General features: G+C 52.0%; 15 protein-coding genes, 1 tRNA gene and 1 riboswitch. Of the genes, 5 read left to right on the top strand and 11 right to left on the bottom strand.

The features are described from left to right. Positions 1–58 precede the first annotated feature (58 nt). A complete protein-coding gene (locus ACLHIJ_RS00510) occupies positions 59–2,980 on the top strand; it encodes an AAA family ATPase (RefSeq protein ID WP_411298208.1) in 2,922 nt (973 codons plus the stop codon). Between the two features lie 764 nt (positions 2,981–3,744). After that, a riboswitch (SAM riboswitch) is annotated at positions 3,745–3,860 on the top strand. Positions 3,861–3,870: 10 nt separating this feature from the next. Further along, complete coding sequence (locus ACLHIJ_RS00505) at positions 3,871–4,689, top strand: hypothetical protein (RefSeq protein WP_411298207.1); 819 nt, start codon at positions 3,871–3,873, stop codon at positions 4,687–4,689. A 41-nt stretch (positions 4,690–4,730) separates the two neighbouring features. Here the strand turns inward: ACLHIJ_RS00505 and ACLHIJ_RS00500 are convergent, their stop codons facing one another. Continuing rightward, entirely contained in the window at positions 4,731–4,967 is a 237-nt protein-coding gene (locus ACLHIJ_RS00500) for a hypothetical protein (protein WP_411298206.1), read from the bottom strand. A gap of 223 nt (positions 4,968–5,190) precedes the next feature. Here ACLHIJ_RS00500 and ACLHIJ_RS00495 point away from each other — a divergent pair, with 223 nt between their 5' ends. After that, positions 5,191–6,006: a hypothetical protein gene (locus ACLHIJ_RS00495; RefSeq protein WP_411298381.1), complete on the top strand. Its 816-nt coding sequence runs from the start codon at positions 5,191–5,193 to the stop codon at positions 6,004–6,006. 1,080 nt (positions 6,007–7,086) lie between these two features. On the opposite strand, the gene ACLHIJ_RS00490 is transcribed toward ACLHIJ_RS00495, so the two are convergent. After that, positions 7,087–7,536, bottom strand: a complete 450-nt coding sequence (locus ACLHIJ_RS00490) for a hypothetical protein (RefSeq protein WP_411298205.1) — start codon at positions 7,534–7,536, stop codon at positions 7,087–7,089. Positions 7,537–8,060: 524 nt separating this feature from the next. Between ACLHIJ_RS00490 and ACLHIJ_RS00485 the strand changes: the two genes are divergently transcribed. Both ACLHIJ_RS00485 and ACLHIJ_RS00480 read left to right on the top strand, forming a co-directional pair. Further along, positions 8,061–8,246 (top strand): hypothetical protein, encoded by a 186-nt coding sequence (locus ACLHIJ_RS00485; protein ID WP_411296645.1) that lies wholly within the window; start codon positions 8,061–8,063, stop codon positions 8,244–8,246. 85 nt (positions 8,247–8,331) lie between these two features. Beyond that, positions 8,332–8,751 (top strand): Fic/DOC family protein, encoded by a 420-nt coding sequence (locus tag ACLHIJ_RS00480; protein WP_411296644.1) that lies wholly within the window; start codon positions 8,332–8,334, stop codon positions 8,749–8,751. 90 nt (positions 8,752–8,841) lie between these two features. On the opposite strand, the gene ACLHIJ_RS00475 is transcribed toward ACLHIJ_RS00480, so the two are convergent. The 9 genes from ACLHIJ_RS00475 to ACLHIJ_RS00435 all read right to left on the bottom strand — a co-directional run bounded on the left by ACLHIJ_RS00475 (position 8,842) and on the right by ACLHIJ_RS00435 (position 18,113). Beyond that, a tRNA-Thr gene (locus ACLHIJ_RS00475) sits at positions 8,842–8,917 on the bottom strand. 178 nt (positions 8,918–9,095) lie between these two features. Further along, on the bottom strand, positions 9,096–10,676 hold the full coding sequence (locus ACLHIJ_RS00470; RefSeq protein ID WP_411298204.1) for an alpha/beta hydrolase: 1,581 nt from the start codon (positions 10,674–10,676) through the stop codon (positions 9,096–9,098). A 386-nt stretch (positions 10,677–11,062) separates the two neighbouring features. Beyond that, positions 11,063–12,262, bottom strand: a complete 1,200-nt coding sequence (locus ACLHIJ_RS00465; protein WP_411298203.1) for a DNA polymerase III subunit delta' — start codon at positions 12,260–12,262, stop codon at positions 11,063–11,065. Positions 12,263–12,264: 2 nt separating this feature from the next. Then, complete coding sequence (gene tmk, locus ACLHIJ_RS00460; protein WP_411296641.1) at positions 12,265–12,912, bottom strand: dTMP kinase; 648 nt, start codon at positions 12,910–12,912, stop codon at positions 12,265–12,267. Next, on the bottom strand, positions 12,912–15,698 hold the full coding sequence (topA, locus tag ACLHIJ_RS00455) for a type I DNA topoisomerase (RefSeq protein WP_411298202.1): 2,787 nt from the start codon (positions 15,696–15,698) through the stop codon (positions 12,912–12,914). Before topA ends, tmk begins: the two co-directional genes overlap by 1 nt. 102 nt (positions 15,699–15,800) lie before the next feature. After that, positions 15,801–16,226, bottom strand: a complete 426-nt coding sequence (locus ACLHIJ_RS00450) for a pilus assembly protein TadG-related protein (protein ID WP_411296639.1) — start codon at positions 16,224–16,226, stop codon at positions 15,801–15,803. Next, entirely contained in the window at positions 16,210–16,596 is a 387-nt protein-coding gene (locus tag ACLHIJ_RS00445) for a hypothetical protein (protein WP_411298201.1), read from the bottom strand. Before ACLHIJ_RS00445 ends, ACLHIJ_RS00450 begins: the two co-directional genes overlap by 17 nt. A gap of 308 nt (positions 16,597–16,904) precedes the next feature. Further along, positions 16,905–17,090, bottom strand: a complete 186-nt coding sequence (locus ACLHIJ_RS00440; protein WP_411296636.1) for a DUF4244 domain-containing protein — start codon at positions 17,088–17,090, stop codon at positions 16,905–16,907. Positions 17,091–17,606: 516 nt separating this feature from the next. Then, on the bottom strand, positions 17,607–18,113 hold the full coding sequence (locus ACLHIJ_RS00435) for a hypothetical protein (RefSeq protein ID WP_411298200.1): 507 nt from the start codon (positions 18,111–18,113) through the stop codon (positions 17,607–17,609). Positions 18,114–18,419 lie beyond the last annotated feature (306 nt).

The following is an 18,419-nucleotide window of genomic DNA, read 5'->3' as shown; positions in this document are numbered from 1 at the left end:
CAATCACACCCGTTTCCACCCGTCTTTCGTCCCCTCTAATGCATACATAAGGAATATCGTGCAGTTCTTCAAAGTACATTTCGTTTTCCCGTCACGCCCATCAAAGTTTGACGCAGATCCGTTCGCTTCGATAAGCCGTAACATACCCAGCGATATTACTCAGCTCAGTGATCCGCATTTTGTTGCAATACCCGTCGCCTCCAGATTTAGTCAGGAATCCCTTGCGGTATATATCCTCAGCTCGTGGGATCACACCAGCGAACAGGATTTGACTAAGGTTACGCATGAAGCACTGAAAAAGTGGGGCTTACCTACACCCGAAAAGCTCAGCTTTACCCAACATGTCGTTAATGCCGGCGAGTTTACCCGCCCAAGCGAATACCTCTTCGGTCAGCTAAGCAAAGCAAATATGGCACGCCTGGGCCTGACTCGTTTTGCCGATATATTCCACGATTCCACCTGGGCAACAGACTGGATTATTGACGATTCCAAACCCTTACCAACACTGATCGACGAACTACCGCCGAATAACTGGCACTCCCCCGTCATGGACGAACTTGCCGTCATACAATCTGTAGCGCGCACCGAACTCACCGAATCTCAGAATTTGCGCTTCCCCGTCTCCTATGTTTTTCATCAAGCAACGGATACCGGGCACATCCCCGCATTAACGCTTCTCCTATCTGCCCTGGCAGCGCAGAACCGAATATCAGGGCACGTCTTTGAACTCGATTTCGACGTACCGCGCCCCTCCTTCGAACACCCACGCTTCATTCCCACCGCCGCCGCGCTAAATGGAGTGCTGGGCAATACCCTCGTGCTTAAATACGGTCGCTTTGACGCCCTAGGAAAAGTCAACGATCGCGGTTCTGCCGCAGAAAATTTCAAACAGTGGCTTCGTGTCATTGCACCATACGAAGGAAAACTCCAACTCATTATCGTGCTAACAACCACCGACGAGGAAGTCCTCCAACTCGTACAGGATTATCTGCCAGGGATAGTTCAAGTCATTCGCCCACTCGCTGCCCCATCGCTAGGCGATCACGATGCAGCACACAAATATCTGCACATGCGCGCCACATCCGACGGCGTTGAACTCAACGACCGCGCCTTAGAGCTCCTTTCTGAACACGCCCACCGTTCAGGCGATATAAGCGTAGAGCAGACCTATCGCCAGTGGTATCGCGAGGAGATCCTCTTACGAGACTTCCCGCAATATCAGAAACTCGATCAGCACACCGCGCAACCCGACCCCCAACAACGCCTCGCCGCCCTTATCGGGCTGACTGAACCTAAGCGGGTCATTCAGTCATTAATCGGACGGCAGATCGCCGTCAAACGCAAGATCAACTCAGGTATTCCCGTCACGTTGCCCACTATGCACATGGCTTTCGTCGGTGCACCAGGAACTGGAAAAACTGAGTTCGCCACTCGTATCGCCGATCTTTTCAAAGCCCATCATCTGGTTAGTGAAGCTCGGGTCGTTACCGTGACGGGAAAATCCCTCACCAGCGATCACTTAGAACGCGCATGCGGCGGAGTGCTTTTCATTGACGAGGCATACGCCCTGACCGGGCGCGAGGTGTTCATCTCGGAACTTATCAGCTACATGGAAATCAACCGAAGAAATACCGTGGTCATTCTTGCTGGCTATCGACGTGAAATCAACCAGCTCCTGGCAACCAATCCTGGTTTCCGCTCTCGGATAGCTCATGTGATTAACTTTCCGGATTACACCTCAGAAGAAAAACTCGCGATCTTTGAGTTCATGGTGAACCAGATTGAGCACAATTTAACCCCTGAGGCACACAGCTTCGCCCGAGAAGTTTTTGAACGGATGGGCGTACCCAGTGACCAAGGAAACGCCCGTTTTGTGCGCTCACTTTTTGAGAAATCCCTGGTTGCTCAGGAATTTCGGCTATCTCGCTCCATTATGAGTTCCGACGAGGAAACTGCTGCTGTGGGCACTCCTGCTGTTTGTGCTGCGGATGCTACAGATACCGCTACTACTTCGATGCCTGCGCAGCACACAACCAGCATGGCCAGGACTGCGATAACCGCCCAACCGGAGAATCAGAACGACGATCAACGCCTTATTATCGAAGCAGATATTCGTCAGGCAGCTCAAGCTATGGATATTGACGCAGCCCAACGTCAAAAAGAATTAAGCGAATTATCCCTGGATGACATGATCGGTCTGAGCAATGTGAAGGCAAAACTAGCGGAATACTTGACCTACCATTCACATGCACGCCAACGACGTGACGCCGGAAAACGTACCGCCCCGCTCCCCCTTCACATGGCTTTCAAAGGAAACCCCGGCACTGGAAAATCTGAGGTTGCGAGGCTCGTCGGTCATGCGCTTGCCGAAGCCGGGGTGCTTGCCACTGGATTGTTCGTGCCGGTAAGTGGTTATCAGATCGCCAATCCCCTCGCCGTCAGTGCGGCTTTTCATCAAGCGCGCGGAGGAATCCTTTTTATTGACGAGGCATACTCCATCAATCAGCCCAGCGCCGACGCCCAAGCAGCAATTGTGGCGTTATTGGATCACATGGAGCAATACCGAGATGAGGTTGTTGTCATTCTGGCTGGATACACCAAGGAAATCGACGAACTAATCCGAACTAATCCCGGTTTTGCTTCTCGGGTAGATACTCACGTCATTTTCGAGGACTATTCGCCTGAGGAGCTGGTGGATATTGCAAAAATGATGGTTGCCCGTGCGGATTATTCGCTCTCAGAAGCGGCAATTACGGCATTAACTGAGATTTTCCGTTCGCTGTGTGGCACTCTCGGCTTCGCCAATGCTCGCAGCGTGCGCAACATTTTGCATGCCGCCTTGAAGAAACATGCATTGCGCATGGTCAACAGCGGGCTGGCAAGTGACGCAACAGCAGATGACGTTATTGACGTCTGCGATCTTGAACAGCCGCTACAGGATAACAGACCTCATCACATTGGATTCCAGATCGGCGCCTAACCAGGAGTCCTTAGCGCAAAAGAGAAAGTACACAGGTAGGTGCGAGAGGAGGGAAAGAAGATCGGAAAGGCAGTGACTACCGCCTGACCTTTCCATACTTTGGGGAAACGTATTTCCTGCTGAGGTTTGCCAGGTGTTCGCCAATCAGAGCTAGCTAGGCGGGATGTGCTTTTACATGTCGAACCTGCAGCCCAGAGCAGGCGAACCGTTTTAGATACGTGCTGACGGTGAGCCGGCAACTGAATACGAGCCAGCGAGCAGGCATACAGCAATGCACGCAATAGCTAAGAATGTATCAATCTGTGCGCTGGTCACAGTCATATCTGCTGGAAACTAACGACCAAAGGATACATGCCGGTAACACATGTCGGTAACACGTACCGGCGGCAAGCCCGCATTGGATAGTCACCGAATCCCAGATCCCACGTCGGATTTCCTGGCGCTACGGCAGATAGATATGCGCCGGATCGCCAGAAGGGTGCGAGCTACCTGCATTACAGGCGCAGGGTGACAACGTCTTTCAGCGCGAGGTTTCGTTGCGATGGCAGTGTTTTACGGCGGTGACGGCACTTTATAGCACAGATCATGTTACACAGTGAGCAGCAGGCGCTGGAGACAGGCGGGATATGCTGTTCCCGTCAGAAATACTTTGGGTAATGACGGACACCCAAAGAAATATATTGCAGAAAAGGGAATTCTGCCCTAGAGTAGCAATCGCCTGGTCGGTACGGCTCAAACCTCTTTGGGAAAACTGGTCAGGTAACGATCAAGAAGATAAACGCCAAGCCCTTCAGCTTGTTTATCTGGCAACCGCGTTTTCGCACACGGTGCCCCTGAAGGAAGATCCGCAGCGAGAGAGTCTCGCTGAATAATGCGAAAGGAGTTCCGCAATGCGAACCGTAAATACGACTGATACCGATATTCTCGGCACTTTTAACCGCCGCATCATCCCTGGTGAAACAGTGTTTAGGGCGACTGTAGTTGGCACGCCTCAGGGTTTTGCCTCGTCGAGCGGCACCAAAACGGACGTCAATACTCATATTTCATCACATGCTGCCGGAGCACTCGTCAGCACTCACAATCCGATATATGAGATGGAATCACTCACTGACGCTCTTGCAATATCGCATACTGAAACCACCGCCGTAACTCCTATGCCATCATGCGCCAAAACTCTAGATAAATGTGCCGCACTACCGCCTACCAAAAACGTGATTGCAACTTCTATCTCATCGCGCACTGGGGCTTTTACAGCTTCCGAACTGCCATATAGCAGCACCCCAGTTGAGATCCCCGCGTCACCATCGACTGAAACCCCAGTTGAAGCTCCAGCACCGGCGAAAGCGCCGGAAAAGCCAGATGTTTGGGAAATGCCAAATGAGGGTATGCAGTGGTGCGATTGTGGTGCGGGCTGCGAAATTGACCGAGAAACCGTCGAAGATGAACTGTGGTTTATTCTCGAAGACATCCCGGAATGGGTATCCCACCGGACAGTATGCCAGGTCATCCAAGAGCTGTGGAATTACGAAAGCGTATGCAACTTCTTCTTCGACCACGTCGCGCTTTCCGCTAGGGCGGTCTATGGGAAGGTAGCGGAAAAGTATCCGTATTCGGTGGCAGTGGACATCGTTGGATATTTCTCTAAAACCTGGAACGGCTGCCCGGAAATAGCCTGCGAGGGCGGGCTCAACTGGAGTGATATTGACTGACGCAGGCCTGCTGTTAGAGCAGATGGCGTCAGACGCATAACTCAAGTGTTATAGCCACATTCACTCCAGAAATATACGGTAAACGCAACTTTCCACTCAATGCCAGAAGTAGGTGAGGTCATACGCCACAAACATTGGCGTTGTGCTAGCTCTTCGGAAAACGAATCGGGGCTTTTGGGATGACGGGCAGTATGCCGGTATTGCCTCATCGCTAATATCAACGCAGCAAGGTCGTAGGCTTTGAGCAGATCGCGAGATACCAGAGGCAACTGGCACACAGCCCTGGCTCTGACGGGCCACAACGCCAGCAAATCAAAAGCTCAGCACATCCATGCCAGCTTCCCGTAAGCTGGCATGGCTGCCGCCGCCTTGCTTATACCCGTCCTGCTATAAACGACCATAAAATCGCTATACACGCCATACACCACTATAAAGCTGCTATAAGCCGACGCCCCTGCCTCGGTATGCTTGAGTACGGGCAAACCTAGGATAGGGATCGTGATGATTGAGCACGCCAAAGAGTTCATCCGCGCTTACGTCTATTGGATCGGACTCCTCTACGGCTTGGCCGTCATCCCGGGATACCTGCTTTTCACGCTCGGACTAACCCCAGTAAACACCCCATTATGGGCGATGCCCATCGTCGCTTTACTGCTGTTTTATATTGACCCACCCTCACTATGGCGTTTACCTCGGCGCGAATCCATATCTTCCCGACTGGCAGGAACCGGCTTCGCCTCCGCCACCCTCGTCGCTTTTGACGCGACTTTTTGTAACCATTACGGATCGCGACATTGGGGTGAAACTCTTATATCCCTTGGCGTGGCATGGCTCGTTTTTGCTATCGCGGCTGGGCTAAAGTCCAATCACACCCAGGCAAGCCAACCCGCCGAAGGAACGGCAACCACTAAATCCACGAAAGGCGCCGACGCGGTCCGTACCTTTGCGGCATGGGTTGGAATCTTCTTCGGGATCTTCGCCATTCCCTCTGCTGGGCTTGCGGCAATGGGGACGTTATTGATGGTGTTCCCGCTGTATGGAACATTCTTGACCGGCTTCGTTCTGTTAGCGGTTGACCCACCACGACGCTGGCCACTTCCGCATAGAACCACACTATGGATAAAGATCATAGCCAGCGGTATTGCAGCATTACTGCTGTGTGCGGAGAGCTCCATCTATCGCGATACGAGTGCGGACGAAATTTTCTTTGGAGACTGGCAAGAAAACCTCCTCTTTTGTATGAGCCCCTGGATCCTCTATACCGCAGCGGCTATATTCCTATGCTTCACGCATAGACGCAATCACCAAAGTTGCTGATCTCACCCATAACAGCCTTTAATAACACTGAAAAATCAACAAATCATTCATATCTTTAGTAGTTGGAGTACCGAGATAATTCGTCAGCACTCCAGCATGGCACATCAGTATCACCAGGCGCTGAAACTGAGTCCGGAAAGAAAACCCACACGGCGTCGGAATCTCTCACAAAACACTACCGCCACTCCGGCGCGCATTCGACTGCCATCCAATCCGTATTACCCGCCTAACGGACGAGCAAACCCACATGAATACCCGTCATCCTGCATCGAGGCAACCTTGATCTTCGCCCAATCCCGCGTCGGTAACACATCAACTGCAATACAAACAACAGGACTCCTCCTGCCCCGCACACATTCCATCAAAAACTAGTCGGCGAAGTTCTCCTTCTCCGACGGAAAACCCGAACACCCTTAGCAAGGGTCACTCTGAGCGCGTCGAGTTCACCCCTCCCCTGCATAAACTTGACGTCCGTATCATTAATGTCATCATTATCCACATACTCATTTCTTGTTATAAATAGTTAGTGAATAATGCTCTACCATTGAATTGGTTGAGTGCACGGTGGCAGTATCCAGAAAGTAGTGCGATGCATACTGGCAAGGATTCATCTAAACATGAGATTAAAAGCAGGTGGCTGGTAGGAATCGCGTTTGTGTTTTTCACCTGTCATATTTCCTACTATCTTTTGCTATCTACTTTTCCTAAGTTTCAGCTAGTTGGCTCGGTTTTAATAGTCGCTTCAATGCCGCTAAGCGCTTTCCTTGGATGCGTACTACCACTGATGAACGTTAGTTCTCGCTCCTTGTTGAGATGTGGAGGTGTTATTTTCATAGGGATCCTGACCGCCTACGCCACGCGGCTTATAACCGAGGACGCCGATGCGACAATGCGGAAAATGTTTTGTGGTCATATTTCGCTCAATATCGGACTATATATCGCTCTCTGCCTCCTGGCAGTTATCTACCATAAACAAAACATTCATATTCAACGCCTAAGATCTGCTCACCCTAAAATCTCCGGTGAATCTTCAGAATCAACCGAGGCATAACTGCCTGCAATGCGTTACTTGGGCGAAGATTACCTATTCATCGCCTCATTAAGAGCTTCAACAAACCTTTCGACAAATGATTCTTTATGGTCAAGAATTACTTTTTCTCCGTCTTTGATAAGGATATGCACCGATGTTGTATTCGGATGTCCTGCCTCAACTTCTTCCTCATCACCATTGAGAGTGAACCAGCGAAGCGTAACATCGCTAGGGTTAAGCTTTCTCGACATAGGTGAACAGATCTGATCTGGAATATCGGCTTCTGAAGTCGAGTACGTATCTACACAAACCTCACCGTTGTACTGGTAGACATCAACCGTATTGACCCCAGAAGTGACACTATATACAAGATATTCCTCATCAATTTTTGGAGGACCGACGTAAACCCCTGGGATTAAATCAAAGTTAAGCGCAATGAAAATTCCCCAAAGAGAAAACAAGATAGTAGCGACGATAAGGGCAATTTTCCTTATCGTCATGTAGAGAGCATACCTTCTCATATACTTACTACCAGCGTTCACTTACTCGCTCTTCCACGAAATTGTTGTAGCTCGGTAGCTATACACCCTATAGCCAAAACCGCCTCCAGGGTAGGTAAAGCCAACAATCCCTGCCAACACCACAAGAGCATAACCCGAAAGTTATAGCCGCAGTCGCTCCAGAAATATCTAGTAAACACAACTTTACACTCAATGCCAGAAGTCGGTGAGGTCATACGCCACAAGCATTGGCGTTGTGGAATCTATTTCAGAGTCATCACTACTAGACTATTGAGATTCAAACAGTCCATACATGAAGTGATAGCCTCGTTGAGGAAAATGATGGGGTTCTCATGGCATATTCACCTCTCTTGACGGCGAGAAACAGGAGCTAAACATCGGAGTATCCCAGGATACGAAATCAGACTAGAACAACCTGAAAACGTTGATTATCCAAGGATTTACTCTAGTGAATAGGCAGTGAGCTGAGTATAACTGAACTACTAGAAAAAGGAGGGAGAGCGATGAGTAGCACAGATATTAATACTCGAAAAACTGATGAGGAAATCGTTGATGAAGCGATGGGATGCGTGCGCTTAGCAACCGGATACGTGCCTGAAGATCTGCGTCCTTTTCTTCTGAAGGTTGCCCGCCATGAGATGACGATGGAGGAATACCGCGCGATTGTACTAGATAAATATGTTGCTTAGTGAAGGGAATGAGTATCCCACTTGGGAGTCGTATTTCTACCCTGAAACTATATATCCCATCACAGGGTGCGGTTGCCTCATTAATGTGGCTAATATTCGCGATGGCGAAGTATTGCAAAATGTTGAGACGTCTTTTACGATGGTGCGCGCTATTGAATGGCTCGATAAGCCGCTTGTTGAGGATTTCTCCTATGAGCATTTCAAAGCCATCCACCGTCATATTTTCCAAGATGTTTACCCGTGGGCCGGTCAAGAACGTCACGTTGGCACGATCAAGGGCGGGCACAGGTATTATCCGCCTGGTCCAGGATTAACCCGCGAAGCTGAGCGGTTATTCGATAGTCTTGGTACAGATAACTGCTTGCGCGGGCTTGACCGGCAGGATTTCGTGAAAGCACTGGCTGAGTATTGGGGTGAAATCAACGTCGTTCACTCATTTAGAGAGGGCAACACTCGCACTCAGTCAGTGTTCTTTCCCCAACTAGCCGAACAAGCCGAAAAATAAACCCCTATGCGCTGACGAGCAAAAACACCCATCCTGATTCGCTACCCGACCTCGCCGGGCGTTGTATCAAAATGGGTGTCTACGCATAACTGGAGCCACCTGAGAGAATCGAACTCTCGACCTATTCATTACGAGTGAATCGCTCTGCCGACTGAGCTAAGGTGGCACGCTGCAAGCAGCTAGATCAATCTACCGAACATCCCCATAGAATTTCAAATAGGCAGACGTGATCTGAGTGACGTGGGGGCGCTACCCGCGTAGCCCGCGTACGCTACTCGCACCCCATACACTACCCGTGCTACCGGCGGCGCCCCTCGTCCTTCTACTTTTGATCCCGCTTCTTCTTAGTTTTTCCCTTCGCAGGTCAAGCCGTCTTGCGGAACCTTTCCGGTCAGCAAATATTCATCAAGCGGTTTGCTGATACAGTCCCCCGCCCGACCATAAGCCGTGTGGCCATCGCCTTTCCACGTCACCAGCACACCATTATCAAGATCCTTTGCAAACTTCTGCGCCCACTCATACGGCGTTGCCGGATCACCCGTCGTGCCAACAACTACGATCGGTGCCGAACCTTTAGCAACGTACGGGCCTAATGGAGTCTTACGCCCACCACCAGGCCAAATAGAGCACATATATTCGCTGTACTGCATGAGCTTGCCAAAAATAGGAGCTTCCTGAGCCGCCTGCTGCGATAGTCGCTTCCACTCTTCCGGATTTCCTGTTACCACGGTATCCGCACAGCTAATAGCCCAATTTGCTTCCATCATATTACTCGTCAATGTATCGCCCTCACGCGAAATATACATATCGAAGAATCGTTGGAATAGCCCCGCTTTTCCGTCATTAACAAGCTCATCGAACGCTGAAGTCAATGCCGGCCACGCCATGTTGTCATACAGAGGAAGGATCACGCCGTACAGCAGCACCGTATCGTTAACCGTCCGGTTATCCTCACCTGGGAATGGCGTCTTTTTCGCTTGCTCCGCTAGTTGGCTAAACTTTGCGCGAGCTTCATCCACGCTATTACCTAAGGGGCACTTATTCGACAAACACGACTCTAAATACGCGTTGAAGGCCCGCTCAAAACCTTTGGTCTGCGTCAGATACTGGTCAAATGAGGATAGGGAGTCATCCACTGCTCCGTCAAGAATTAGACGCCCCACATTCTTCGGGAACAACTGAGCATACATTCCCCCGAGAGACGTTCCGTAAGAAAATCCAACATAGTACAACTGTGGATCGCCGAGGACATGGCGCATAACATCCATATCCCGTGCCGCCTCTTCCGTCCCAAGGAATTTCAGCACATCACCTGTTCGGGCAACGCATCCATCGACTACTTTCTTCGCGTCAGCCTCATTTTGTGCCGTTCCCTCTGGCGTATCTGGATAAGACGCTTCAATAACAGAAATCAGCTCTTTATCAGGCAAACAATCCACCGGCGTGGAATCTCCAACACCACGCGGATCAAAACCTATGAGGTTGAAGGAATCTAAAACCTCAGAATCGAAATACTGATCGGCCATCTTTGCGATTTCTTGACCGCTTGCCCCCGGACCACCCGGATTCGTCAACAGATTCCCAATCGCCGTACCCCGCGCCGGAACCATGCGCATCCGCAATGTAATCGTCTTCCCGTCAGGATGCTGATAATCCATAGGGACCGTCAGATCAGCACATTTTTGCGAATCGCAGTCCGTCCACGTCAATTTCTGGGTATAAAACTTCTCTAAACCGGAAGGGATAGCCGGCATAGGAGCTTCGATTGCCTGCGGAACCAAGCTATTTGTTGACTCACTTGTTGATGAAGAACTGACTTTCCCCGACGGATAACCAACGTTATCAACGTTGACATCTGCTGAACACGCAGCCAAGCCCATTGCCGATACGGCAATAACGGTAGCAATCTTCTTGTATGACTTCACCCCATAAATCTAAGCCATTTCGTCATATTCAGCATCTGTTGTACACAGATCACCAGGAAATACCCACACGAATAAAACTGTGGAAAAGTTTCTACACAAGGGCAGCTTGGTAACTTTCCATTTTGTTCAGATTTCCGCTCAGTAAAGCACCCATTACCTCGGCAAAGCAGCTATTAAACCTGCAACGTATCCATTAAAATCGGCAAAATATTCATTACATAAGTAGCTATTGGGAATCTTCCTTGAGGATTGTTTTAGGGCAAACTCGCAGATTAGCCACTGAAATCCAGCTACTAAAACTACCTATTGAGAACAATCGATGTGAAAACCTGGGCAGGAACGCCATCGGCACTAACACGCCAAAGACACGCCTATCATTGCACCTATTATTGCGCAATACGAACCTGCATTAACGCTGATTCCATCAGTAGCTGCGGGGCTACATTCGACGTCAATCTCGTACGAGCCTCCGCTAGCGCATCAATGCGGCGCAAAATCGACATTACACTGTTTTGCTCAGCACACTGACGGATATATTTCTCATAATCCGAATTAACCAATGCAACCTCTGCCCCCATTTGGCACACGAGCACATCGCGAAAAAACGAGATCATATACGTTAGTTCCCGATCAATCGTATCCTGCAAGCGCCGAGTTGCCCGTCGTTTCGCATCAACACCAGCACTCTTCATCTGAGCGCGCAAAGCTACCGGAACTTTCGCCCCCGCTTCTAACCCAAGAGCCGCCAACCGCTCCGCTTCCTCCTGAGCAATCGACTCCTCATCCGCCGCTTTCGAGGCTCCACCCATAAGCTGCGGATCAACTAAAACCTGGGCCGCCAACGCCGCATCGCCAACACCTCGCACCTGCACCAAAAAATCTAGGGTTCGCGAGCGCAACTCCACCGCCGTCTTATCAGTGATAAGCGCCTGCGCTAACCCTATATGGTGCTGCGCCGCTGCAACCGCGACCCGAGCTTCCTGCTCACTTGCCCCATGCCGCCGCACCAGCAAATCAACAATTGCCTGCTCCGACGGCGTTACCAGATTGACGTTCCGGCAGCGCGACCGGATCGTTGGCAAAACATCCGCAACCGCCGCCGTACACAGCATCCACACCGTCCGTGGGCCAGGTTCTTCAATGGCTTTCAGCAAGACATTCGTTGTGCGAGTCAACATACGATCCGCATCTTCGATAATGAATACCCGCCAATACCCACTGCCTGGCGCTTGATAGGAGCTGGCAACATAACCACGCACTTCATCCGCGCTAATCGTCACCAGATCCGTGCTCACCACTGTTACATCCGGATGATTACCGGCCATCACCGCACGACACGACGAGCACTGCCCACAGCCGAGTTCCTCGCCGGTACACTCCAAGGCTGCCGCGAAGGCGCGGGCGGCAAGCGAGCGGCCCGACCCGGGCGGGCCGGTGATGAGCCAGGCGTGGCTCATCGCAGCCGATGCCATCTCCGACTGACTAGAGTCAGCGAATGCGCTACGCACTTCATGCGCGGCCTGAGCAGCTCGCTGTAATTCGCGGACCGCCTCTTCTTGACCCACCACGTCGGAAAATACATTCATGGCTACTGTGCATCCACCGTTATTGCTCTTCTTTCGAGCGCTCCCTCAACAACCGCCCAAACATCTGCAGCTACTTCATCAACCGTCTGATCGGCATTCACTACCGCAAAGCGATCGGAATACTCCTGTGCCATCTGCAAAAACTGCTTTCTGACCGCCGCATGGAAACTATCCCCTGCCGACTCTAGCCGATCCAGCTTTCCTCCCGTTCGCTCATTCGTCCGTCGGGCACTAGCCTCCGGCGATAAATCCAGCAAGATCGTTACATCCGGGAGCAGATCATTCGTCGCCCACATCGAAAGATTGCGAACCTCATCCTTACCAAGCTGACGGGCAACCCCCTGATAGGCAACAGAAGAATCGAGGTAGCGATCCGTGAGCACCACTTCCCCGCGTTCCAGAGCAGGGCGCACCACCGTATCAACATGGTGCGCGCGATCAGCCGCATACAGCAGTGCCTCAGCCCGCGGTCCCATATCCGATCCATGCAACAGCAAGTGACGGATCTGCTTGCCCAATTCCGTTCCGCCAGGCTCTCTCGTCACGCACACGCGATACCCGCGTTCTTCGAGCTTTTTGGCCACAATCGCCGCCTGGGTGGATTTTCCGGTGCCATCCCCACCCTCAAAAGAGATGAAGCAGCCCGCCATTATGCATCCTTCTTCTTTGTTGTGCGCGCGCTCCGAGACGTCTTAGCTGTGCGACTCGTTGTTTTCTTCGCCGAGGCTCGCTGTGATCCGCTAGCTTTCTTGGCCGTTGAGCCTTTCTTTGCTGCGGCGCCCTTCTTTGCTGCCGATGTGCGCGAGGACTTAGTTGCCCCACCGGATTCCGCAATTTTAATCCGACGCAAAGCCAGTAGCTCTTGAGCGCGCTCCGGCGTAATAGTATCCAAGTTTGCCGCCTCAGCCCGCGGAATCGAGGCGTTGACAGTACCGTCAGTAACATACGGACCAAAACGCCCCGTCTTCATAACGATATTGCCCCCGGAAACTGGATCCGCTCCGAACTCTTTAAGACTGGTACGGCTTGCCGCCGCCCGACGCTTCTTCGGCTCAGAGAGGAGCTGTTGGGCCTCTTCCACGGTGATTGTAAAGATTTGCTCTTCCGATTCCAAGGACCGCGATTCGCTGCCACACGTAATATACGGACCATAACGACCGTTTTGCGCCCGAATAATCTCACCATTGAATTCGCCGATTTCACGCGGCAAAGTCAGGAGTTCTAAGGCTTGTTCCAAGCGGATGGTCTGTGGGCTCATCGTTGAAAACAGGGACGCAGTGCGCGGCTTCGGCTTCACCTTGGAAACCTTCCCCGTCGCGGTATATGCCACAGCATCATCAGGCAAAACCTCTGTAACATACGGACCAAAGCGACCATTCTTAACGATAATCGGATAACCCGTCTGCGGATCACGACCCAACTCGCGTTCTTCTGAACCAGAATTTTCTAGTAAATTGAGCGCCCGCTCTAAGGTCAGCTCATCGGGAGCGACATCATCAGGAATCGTTGCTCGCCCAACCGCTTCCCCGGCAGAATTACTGCGCTCCACATACGGGCCATAGCGCCCAATACGAATCGCAACCTCGTCAGAAAGCTTTAAGGTATTAGCCGCACGTGCGTCGATTTCTTCCGCAAGACCATCCACTTGGGCATGCAAACCCGTACTGTTCGTATCCCCGTTATAAAACTCCTTGAGATACGCCACCCGATCCTGCTCGCCAGCAGCGATATTATCCAGCTCTGTTTCCATCTCAGCGGTGAAGTCATAATCGACTAACTGCGGCAGATTATTTTCCATCAATCCCACCACAGCAAACGCCAGGAAAGTCGGCACTAGAGCCTGCGACCGCTTCGTTACATATCCGCGATCAATGATCGTTGAGATCGTTGACGCATAGGTTGACGGCCGCCCGATTCCTCGTTCTTCTAAGGTTCGCACCAAAGACGCTTCTGTGTATCGCGGTGGTGGCGTCGTCTGATGCCCTTCTGCCGTTGCTTCAGCGTTACTCACATGCTGCCCGACGGATAGCTCCGGCAACTGCCCTTCTGCCTCGTCCTCATATCGTTTCTTATCGCGACCTTCTTGGTATGCCGCTAAGAATCCTCGTTCGGTGATTACCGTCCCCGATGCCGCCAATTCCGCCTGCCGCGCTCCAGCCGCGTCAATTGACGCGTGCAACCGCACCGAAGCCGTCACGCCCGTCGCGTCAATCATTTGACTGGCCAGCGTTCGACGCCAGATCAGCTCATAGATCTTTAACTCCAAGCCAAAGAGCACCGACGCTAATTCCTGTGGCGTGCGGAAAGACTCACCGGCTGGGCGAATCGCCTCGTGTGCCTCCTGCGCACCTTTCGATTTTGCCGTGTAGATACGAGGTTTTTCTGGCACGCTCCGCGCACCATACATAGCTGCCGCCTGCTTACGCGCGGCACCGATGGCCTGACTCGATAGATTCACCGAATCAGTACGCATATAGGTGATGTAGCCGTTTTCATACAGCGACTGTGCTGCTCGCATCGTCTCCCGAGCTGTTACGCGCAACTTACGAGAGGCTTCCTGTTGCAAGGTGGAAGTTGTGAACGGTGCCGGTGGGCGCCGACGATAGGGCTTCGTTTCCACTGAGGCCACTCCAGCCTGACTATCAGCCAAAGATAATGCCACTGCTTGCGCATCTGCCTGCGTCAAAGCTAGCAGATTATTTCCCCGTGCCTTGGCGCTAAGCTGCCCGTCATCATCAAAATCCTTGCCAGTGGCGATTCGCCGCCCATCTAATGCAACGAGCTTAGAAACAAATGACTCTCCGGCTGCATCGTGAGTGACAGTGACATCCCAATAGGAGGCCGGACGGAAAGCGATACGCTCCCGCTCACGTTCAACGATCAAACGGGTCGTCACCGATTGCACTCGACCAGCCGAGAGATTTGGCGCAATCTTGCGCCACAGCAACGGCGAAACTTCATAACCGTAGAGTCGATCAAGAATTCGGCGGGTTTCTTGCGCATCCACTAAGGGGATGTTGATGTCTCGCGTATTATCCAGGGCGCGCGAGATAGCTTCCTGAGTAATCTCATGAAAGACCATGCGCTTAACCGGAACTTTTGGTTTAAGGACTTCGCGAAGATGCCACGCAATTGCTTCACCTTCGCGGTCCTCATCGGTGGCGAGGTACAGTTCGTCAGCCTGCTTCAAAATCTTCTTGAGCTCTGCGACCTTTTTCTTTTTATCTGCGCTAACCACATAGTAGGGTTCAAAGCCATTCTCGACGTCCACTGCGAACTTCTTATACGGCCCTTTTTTCATCTGTGCTGGCAGATCACTCGGGCGCGGAAGATCTCGCACGTGACCTACACTCGCCTCCACAACGTACGGGGAGCCTAAATACTTCCCGATCGTTCGCGCTTTCGCAGGCGACTCCACGATCACTAGCTTCGACATCTGCTCTTACCCTCTTTCGGCTTAGCTGTTCGTGGACATTGTAACCATGTGCAGGCACCATCTAGCTATGACAGCGCCCAATCGTCTCAGAAACCACGATATTTACTCGGAGTTCGGCATGAGACGAGCTGGCCCAGCCGTTGCCTGTGCTTGATGTTCGGATCGTAGCCAGGTAAACCGTGCCGCACCTCGAACATCAACAATAGCTATCTCGCCGCGAAATCGACACTTGGCAGTTAACGGATATGCGACCTCATTCGCCTGACGGCAGGCCTGCTGCTCCGAACCTGTATCGCGCAGTACCGTCGCTGCAGAAATCGCCGCCAGATCTGCTGAATTCTGCGCCCGATGGGCTTCCAGTGCGGTATATCCCCCTTGCATAAGGAAAACAGCCAGTATGGCACATAGCATCATGGAAAACGCCCCGAGTACCGTCATAGAACCAGATTCATTGCCGGGCCTCGCAGTTCGACTCTTGCGCAAGCTACCCACGCGCCACCATTTTCGCCTACTACGGATTGCGACCATGACCAGGCTCCATCGCGATATGAGCTTCTTCGCTAACCTCTACTCCCAGTGAATGGAAAAGCCCTCGAACTGGCTCAGTGACTCGCACAGTCAGAGACGATCCCTCCATCGAAACATCCACTCGCCCACCACGAGCCTCTACTTCCGACTGAATTGACGAGGTGCCATTGACAGCCAATTGACGAGCAATATCTCTCGCATCATTAGCTGCATTTAATACGTGAAAAGACTGGACAATACTGCTCACCAGTAGGAAGGTCCCCATCAAGGCGATTGGAGTAACCATCGCAAATTCACTGGTTACCATTCCTGGCTCAGCACGAATAACAGCACCGCCAGCATGTGTACAAAAACTGCTTGAACGTCTCACACCTGCCTCCTTTCTTCGACATATCCGACATATTTTGAATCAATACATAGCGCGTTTTCCACTGACGCTCTCAAAGTGGTCTTAAACGGATTGGCTCTTAGCTTTATTGCTCCGCACAACGACGCCTATCACTTGACGCTCTTTGCCAGCATTGCGAGCGCATTACTTCCGATACGCCGAATGTAGGTACAGCAACCACTCAGCGTCGGAAACCAATAAGAAGCGCGCCATGACTGGGAACCCCAGGGCGAGCCGCGACTATCTCTCGCTCGCCCTGACTGCCCATATCTGACCGATATTATCTGGGATTAGACCCACTTAAAGATCATTTTGAAAATAGAGGAAATGCCCTCTCGGAACCAATCTTGCTTTGCCAGCCAGACGAGAATCCCGGCCAGACCTGTGGAAGCAACCGTACCCACCGCATACTCTGCGGCCACCATGCCGGATTCAACGCGAGGGGTCACCGCTGCAGTCATCATTTTGTGAAACATGTTTTTCTCTTTTCTTTTGTAGGAAATCTGCCCTACGGCCAAGGCTTGACTATCCCAATGGTTCTTTGGGAAACCCAGCATCCATCCCGTAAGGCCTGCCACTGGATGTGACGTTTTGATTGTGCGCGTTGAGCTACCGCGCCCGTCAGCACCGAAATGATCTGGTGGAAAACACCTACGCAGCTATCTATGTGGAAAACCTTTCTAGGGTACGTGCTACGCGCAACGCCCTCCTCCCCTCCTTGACCCCGCTTTTCCTTAACCCACTCTTTTCCTTTTCCCGACACCATCGGCCTTATTCCCCAGCACTATCTGCCTTGGCCTTCTCCCAATAAAAAGATCTGAGCAGCTTTCACAGCTCATCTAGAACGCATATCCGCCTATCGCAACGCACTATGCCACCACCCATCCCTTCGTATTTCCGCCATCCGCCCGTCGTTCTAATAACGCACCGGCATCCCATAATCGACTGACGCCCTAATAACCGACGCGCACTCCTCGTAAGACGCGCACTCCTCACAAGACGAAACGCGCAGCGCCAGCCACGACCGGAACAATCCCTAAAAAGATAAACGCCGGCAAAAAACACAAACCCAACGGAAGAACAAGCTGCGCACTTAACCGCGCTGCCGCCTCCCGCGCACGACGCTGCCGCGCCAAACGCACCGATTGCGTAGCTCGAACACATAACGGAACCGGCGCCGCCCCATCCGTCCACGCCGCATATAAAGCCTCTCGGATCGGCATATCACAGGCCCGACTATCCGCCCACGCCTCTTCCCATCCGGCACCCATCAGCAAAAGATTCGCCGTCGTCGTCAACTGTGTACCACCCGTAGCTATCCCCAACGCATGAAGAGTTCCCGGAATAGACAACCCCGCGCTGAGCGCTGCCGCCGCTAAATCCAACAACACCGCACTATCCGTGCTACGTAACTCCACACTCCGCGGAACTCGACCCGGACCAGGCACCACCCACACTAGCCCCAACGCCGCCACAGCTAATCCCAAAACAATATGCATCCTGTTTCCATCTCCCCACATCTACCCGCACTGCCCGTTACCACCCAAAACAGCACACCCGTCTTTTCCCTCTCTAAGCTCAAGGGGTAATCATGACGTGAAAGCCCCATACACAATCCCCGCACACAATCCCTATACACATCGTGCGCAATGAAATCCCATGCAAAATATGTAAAATATCTGCGCAAAATAGCGAGAAACCCGCTTCGTTACCCCAGCCGTTGACCGAACGATCCACCTGACTTGCCGTAAGCTAAACCGACCGACGCCCTAAGCTGTAACGTCACCAATCCGTTCTCTGCACCG

Origin of the sequence: Trueperella sp. LYQ141, assembly GCF_046599555.1 — a bacterium.
Classification (GTDB): Bacteria; Actinomycetota; Actinomycetes; order Actinomycetales; family Actinomycetaceae; genus Trueperella.
This window is presented reverse-complemented; position numbering and strand designations above follow the sequence as displayed.

Coding starts and splice junctions, on each gene's coding strand:
- ACLHIJ_RS00490 (WP_411298205.1), bottom strand. CDS start 7,536: ATGACGATAAGGAAAATTGCCCTTATCGTCGCTACTATCTTGTTTTCT.
- ACLHIJ_RS00450 (WP_411296639.1), bottom strand. CDS start 16,226: ATGGTCGCAATCCGTAGTAGGCGAAAATGGTGGCGCGTGGGTAGCTTG.
- ACLHIJ_RS00495 (WP_411298381.1), top strand. CDS start 5,191: ATGATTGAGCACGCCAAAGAGTTCATCCGCGCTTACGTCTATTGGATC.
- topA (WP_411298202.1), bottom strand. CDS start 15,698: ATGTCGAAGCTAGTGATCGTGGAGTCGCCTGCGAAAGCGCGAACGATC.
- ACLHIJ_RS00465 (WP_411298203.1), bottom strand. CDS start 12,262: ATGAATGTATTTTCCGACGTGGTGGGTCAAGAAGAGGCGGTCCGCGAA.
- ACLHIJ_RS00505 (WP_411298207.1), top strand. CDS start 3,871: ATGCGAACCGTAAATACGACTGATACCGATATTCTCGGCACTTTTAAC.
- ACLHIJ_RS00435 (WP_411298200.1), bottom strand. CDS start 18,113: ATGCATATTGTTTTGGGATTAGCTGTGGCGGCGTTGGGGCTAGTGTGG.
- ACLHIJ_RS00485 (WP_411296645.1), top strand. CDS start 8,061: ATGAGTAGCACAGATATTAATACTCGAAAAACTGATGAGGAAATCGTT.
- tmk (WP_411296641.1), bottom strand. CDS start 12,912: ATGGCGGGCTGCTTCATCTCTTTTGAGGGTGGGGATGGCACCGGAAAA.
- ACLHIJ_RS00440 (WP_411296636.1), bottom strand. CDS start 17,090: ATGTTTCACAAAATGATGACTGCAGCGGTGACCCCTCGCGTTGAATCC.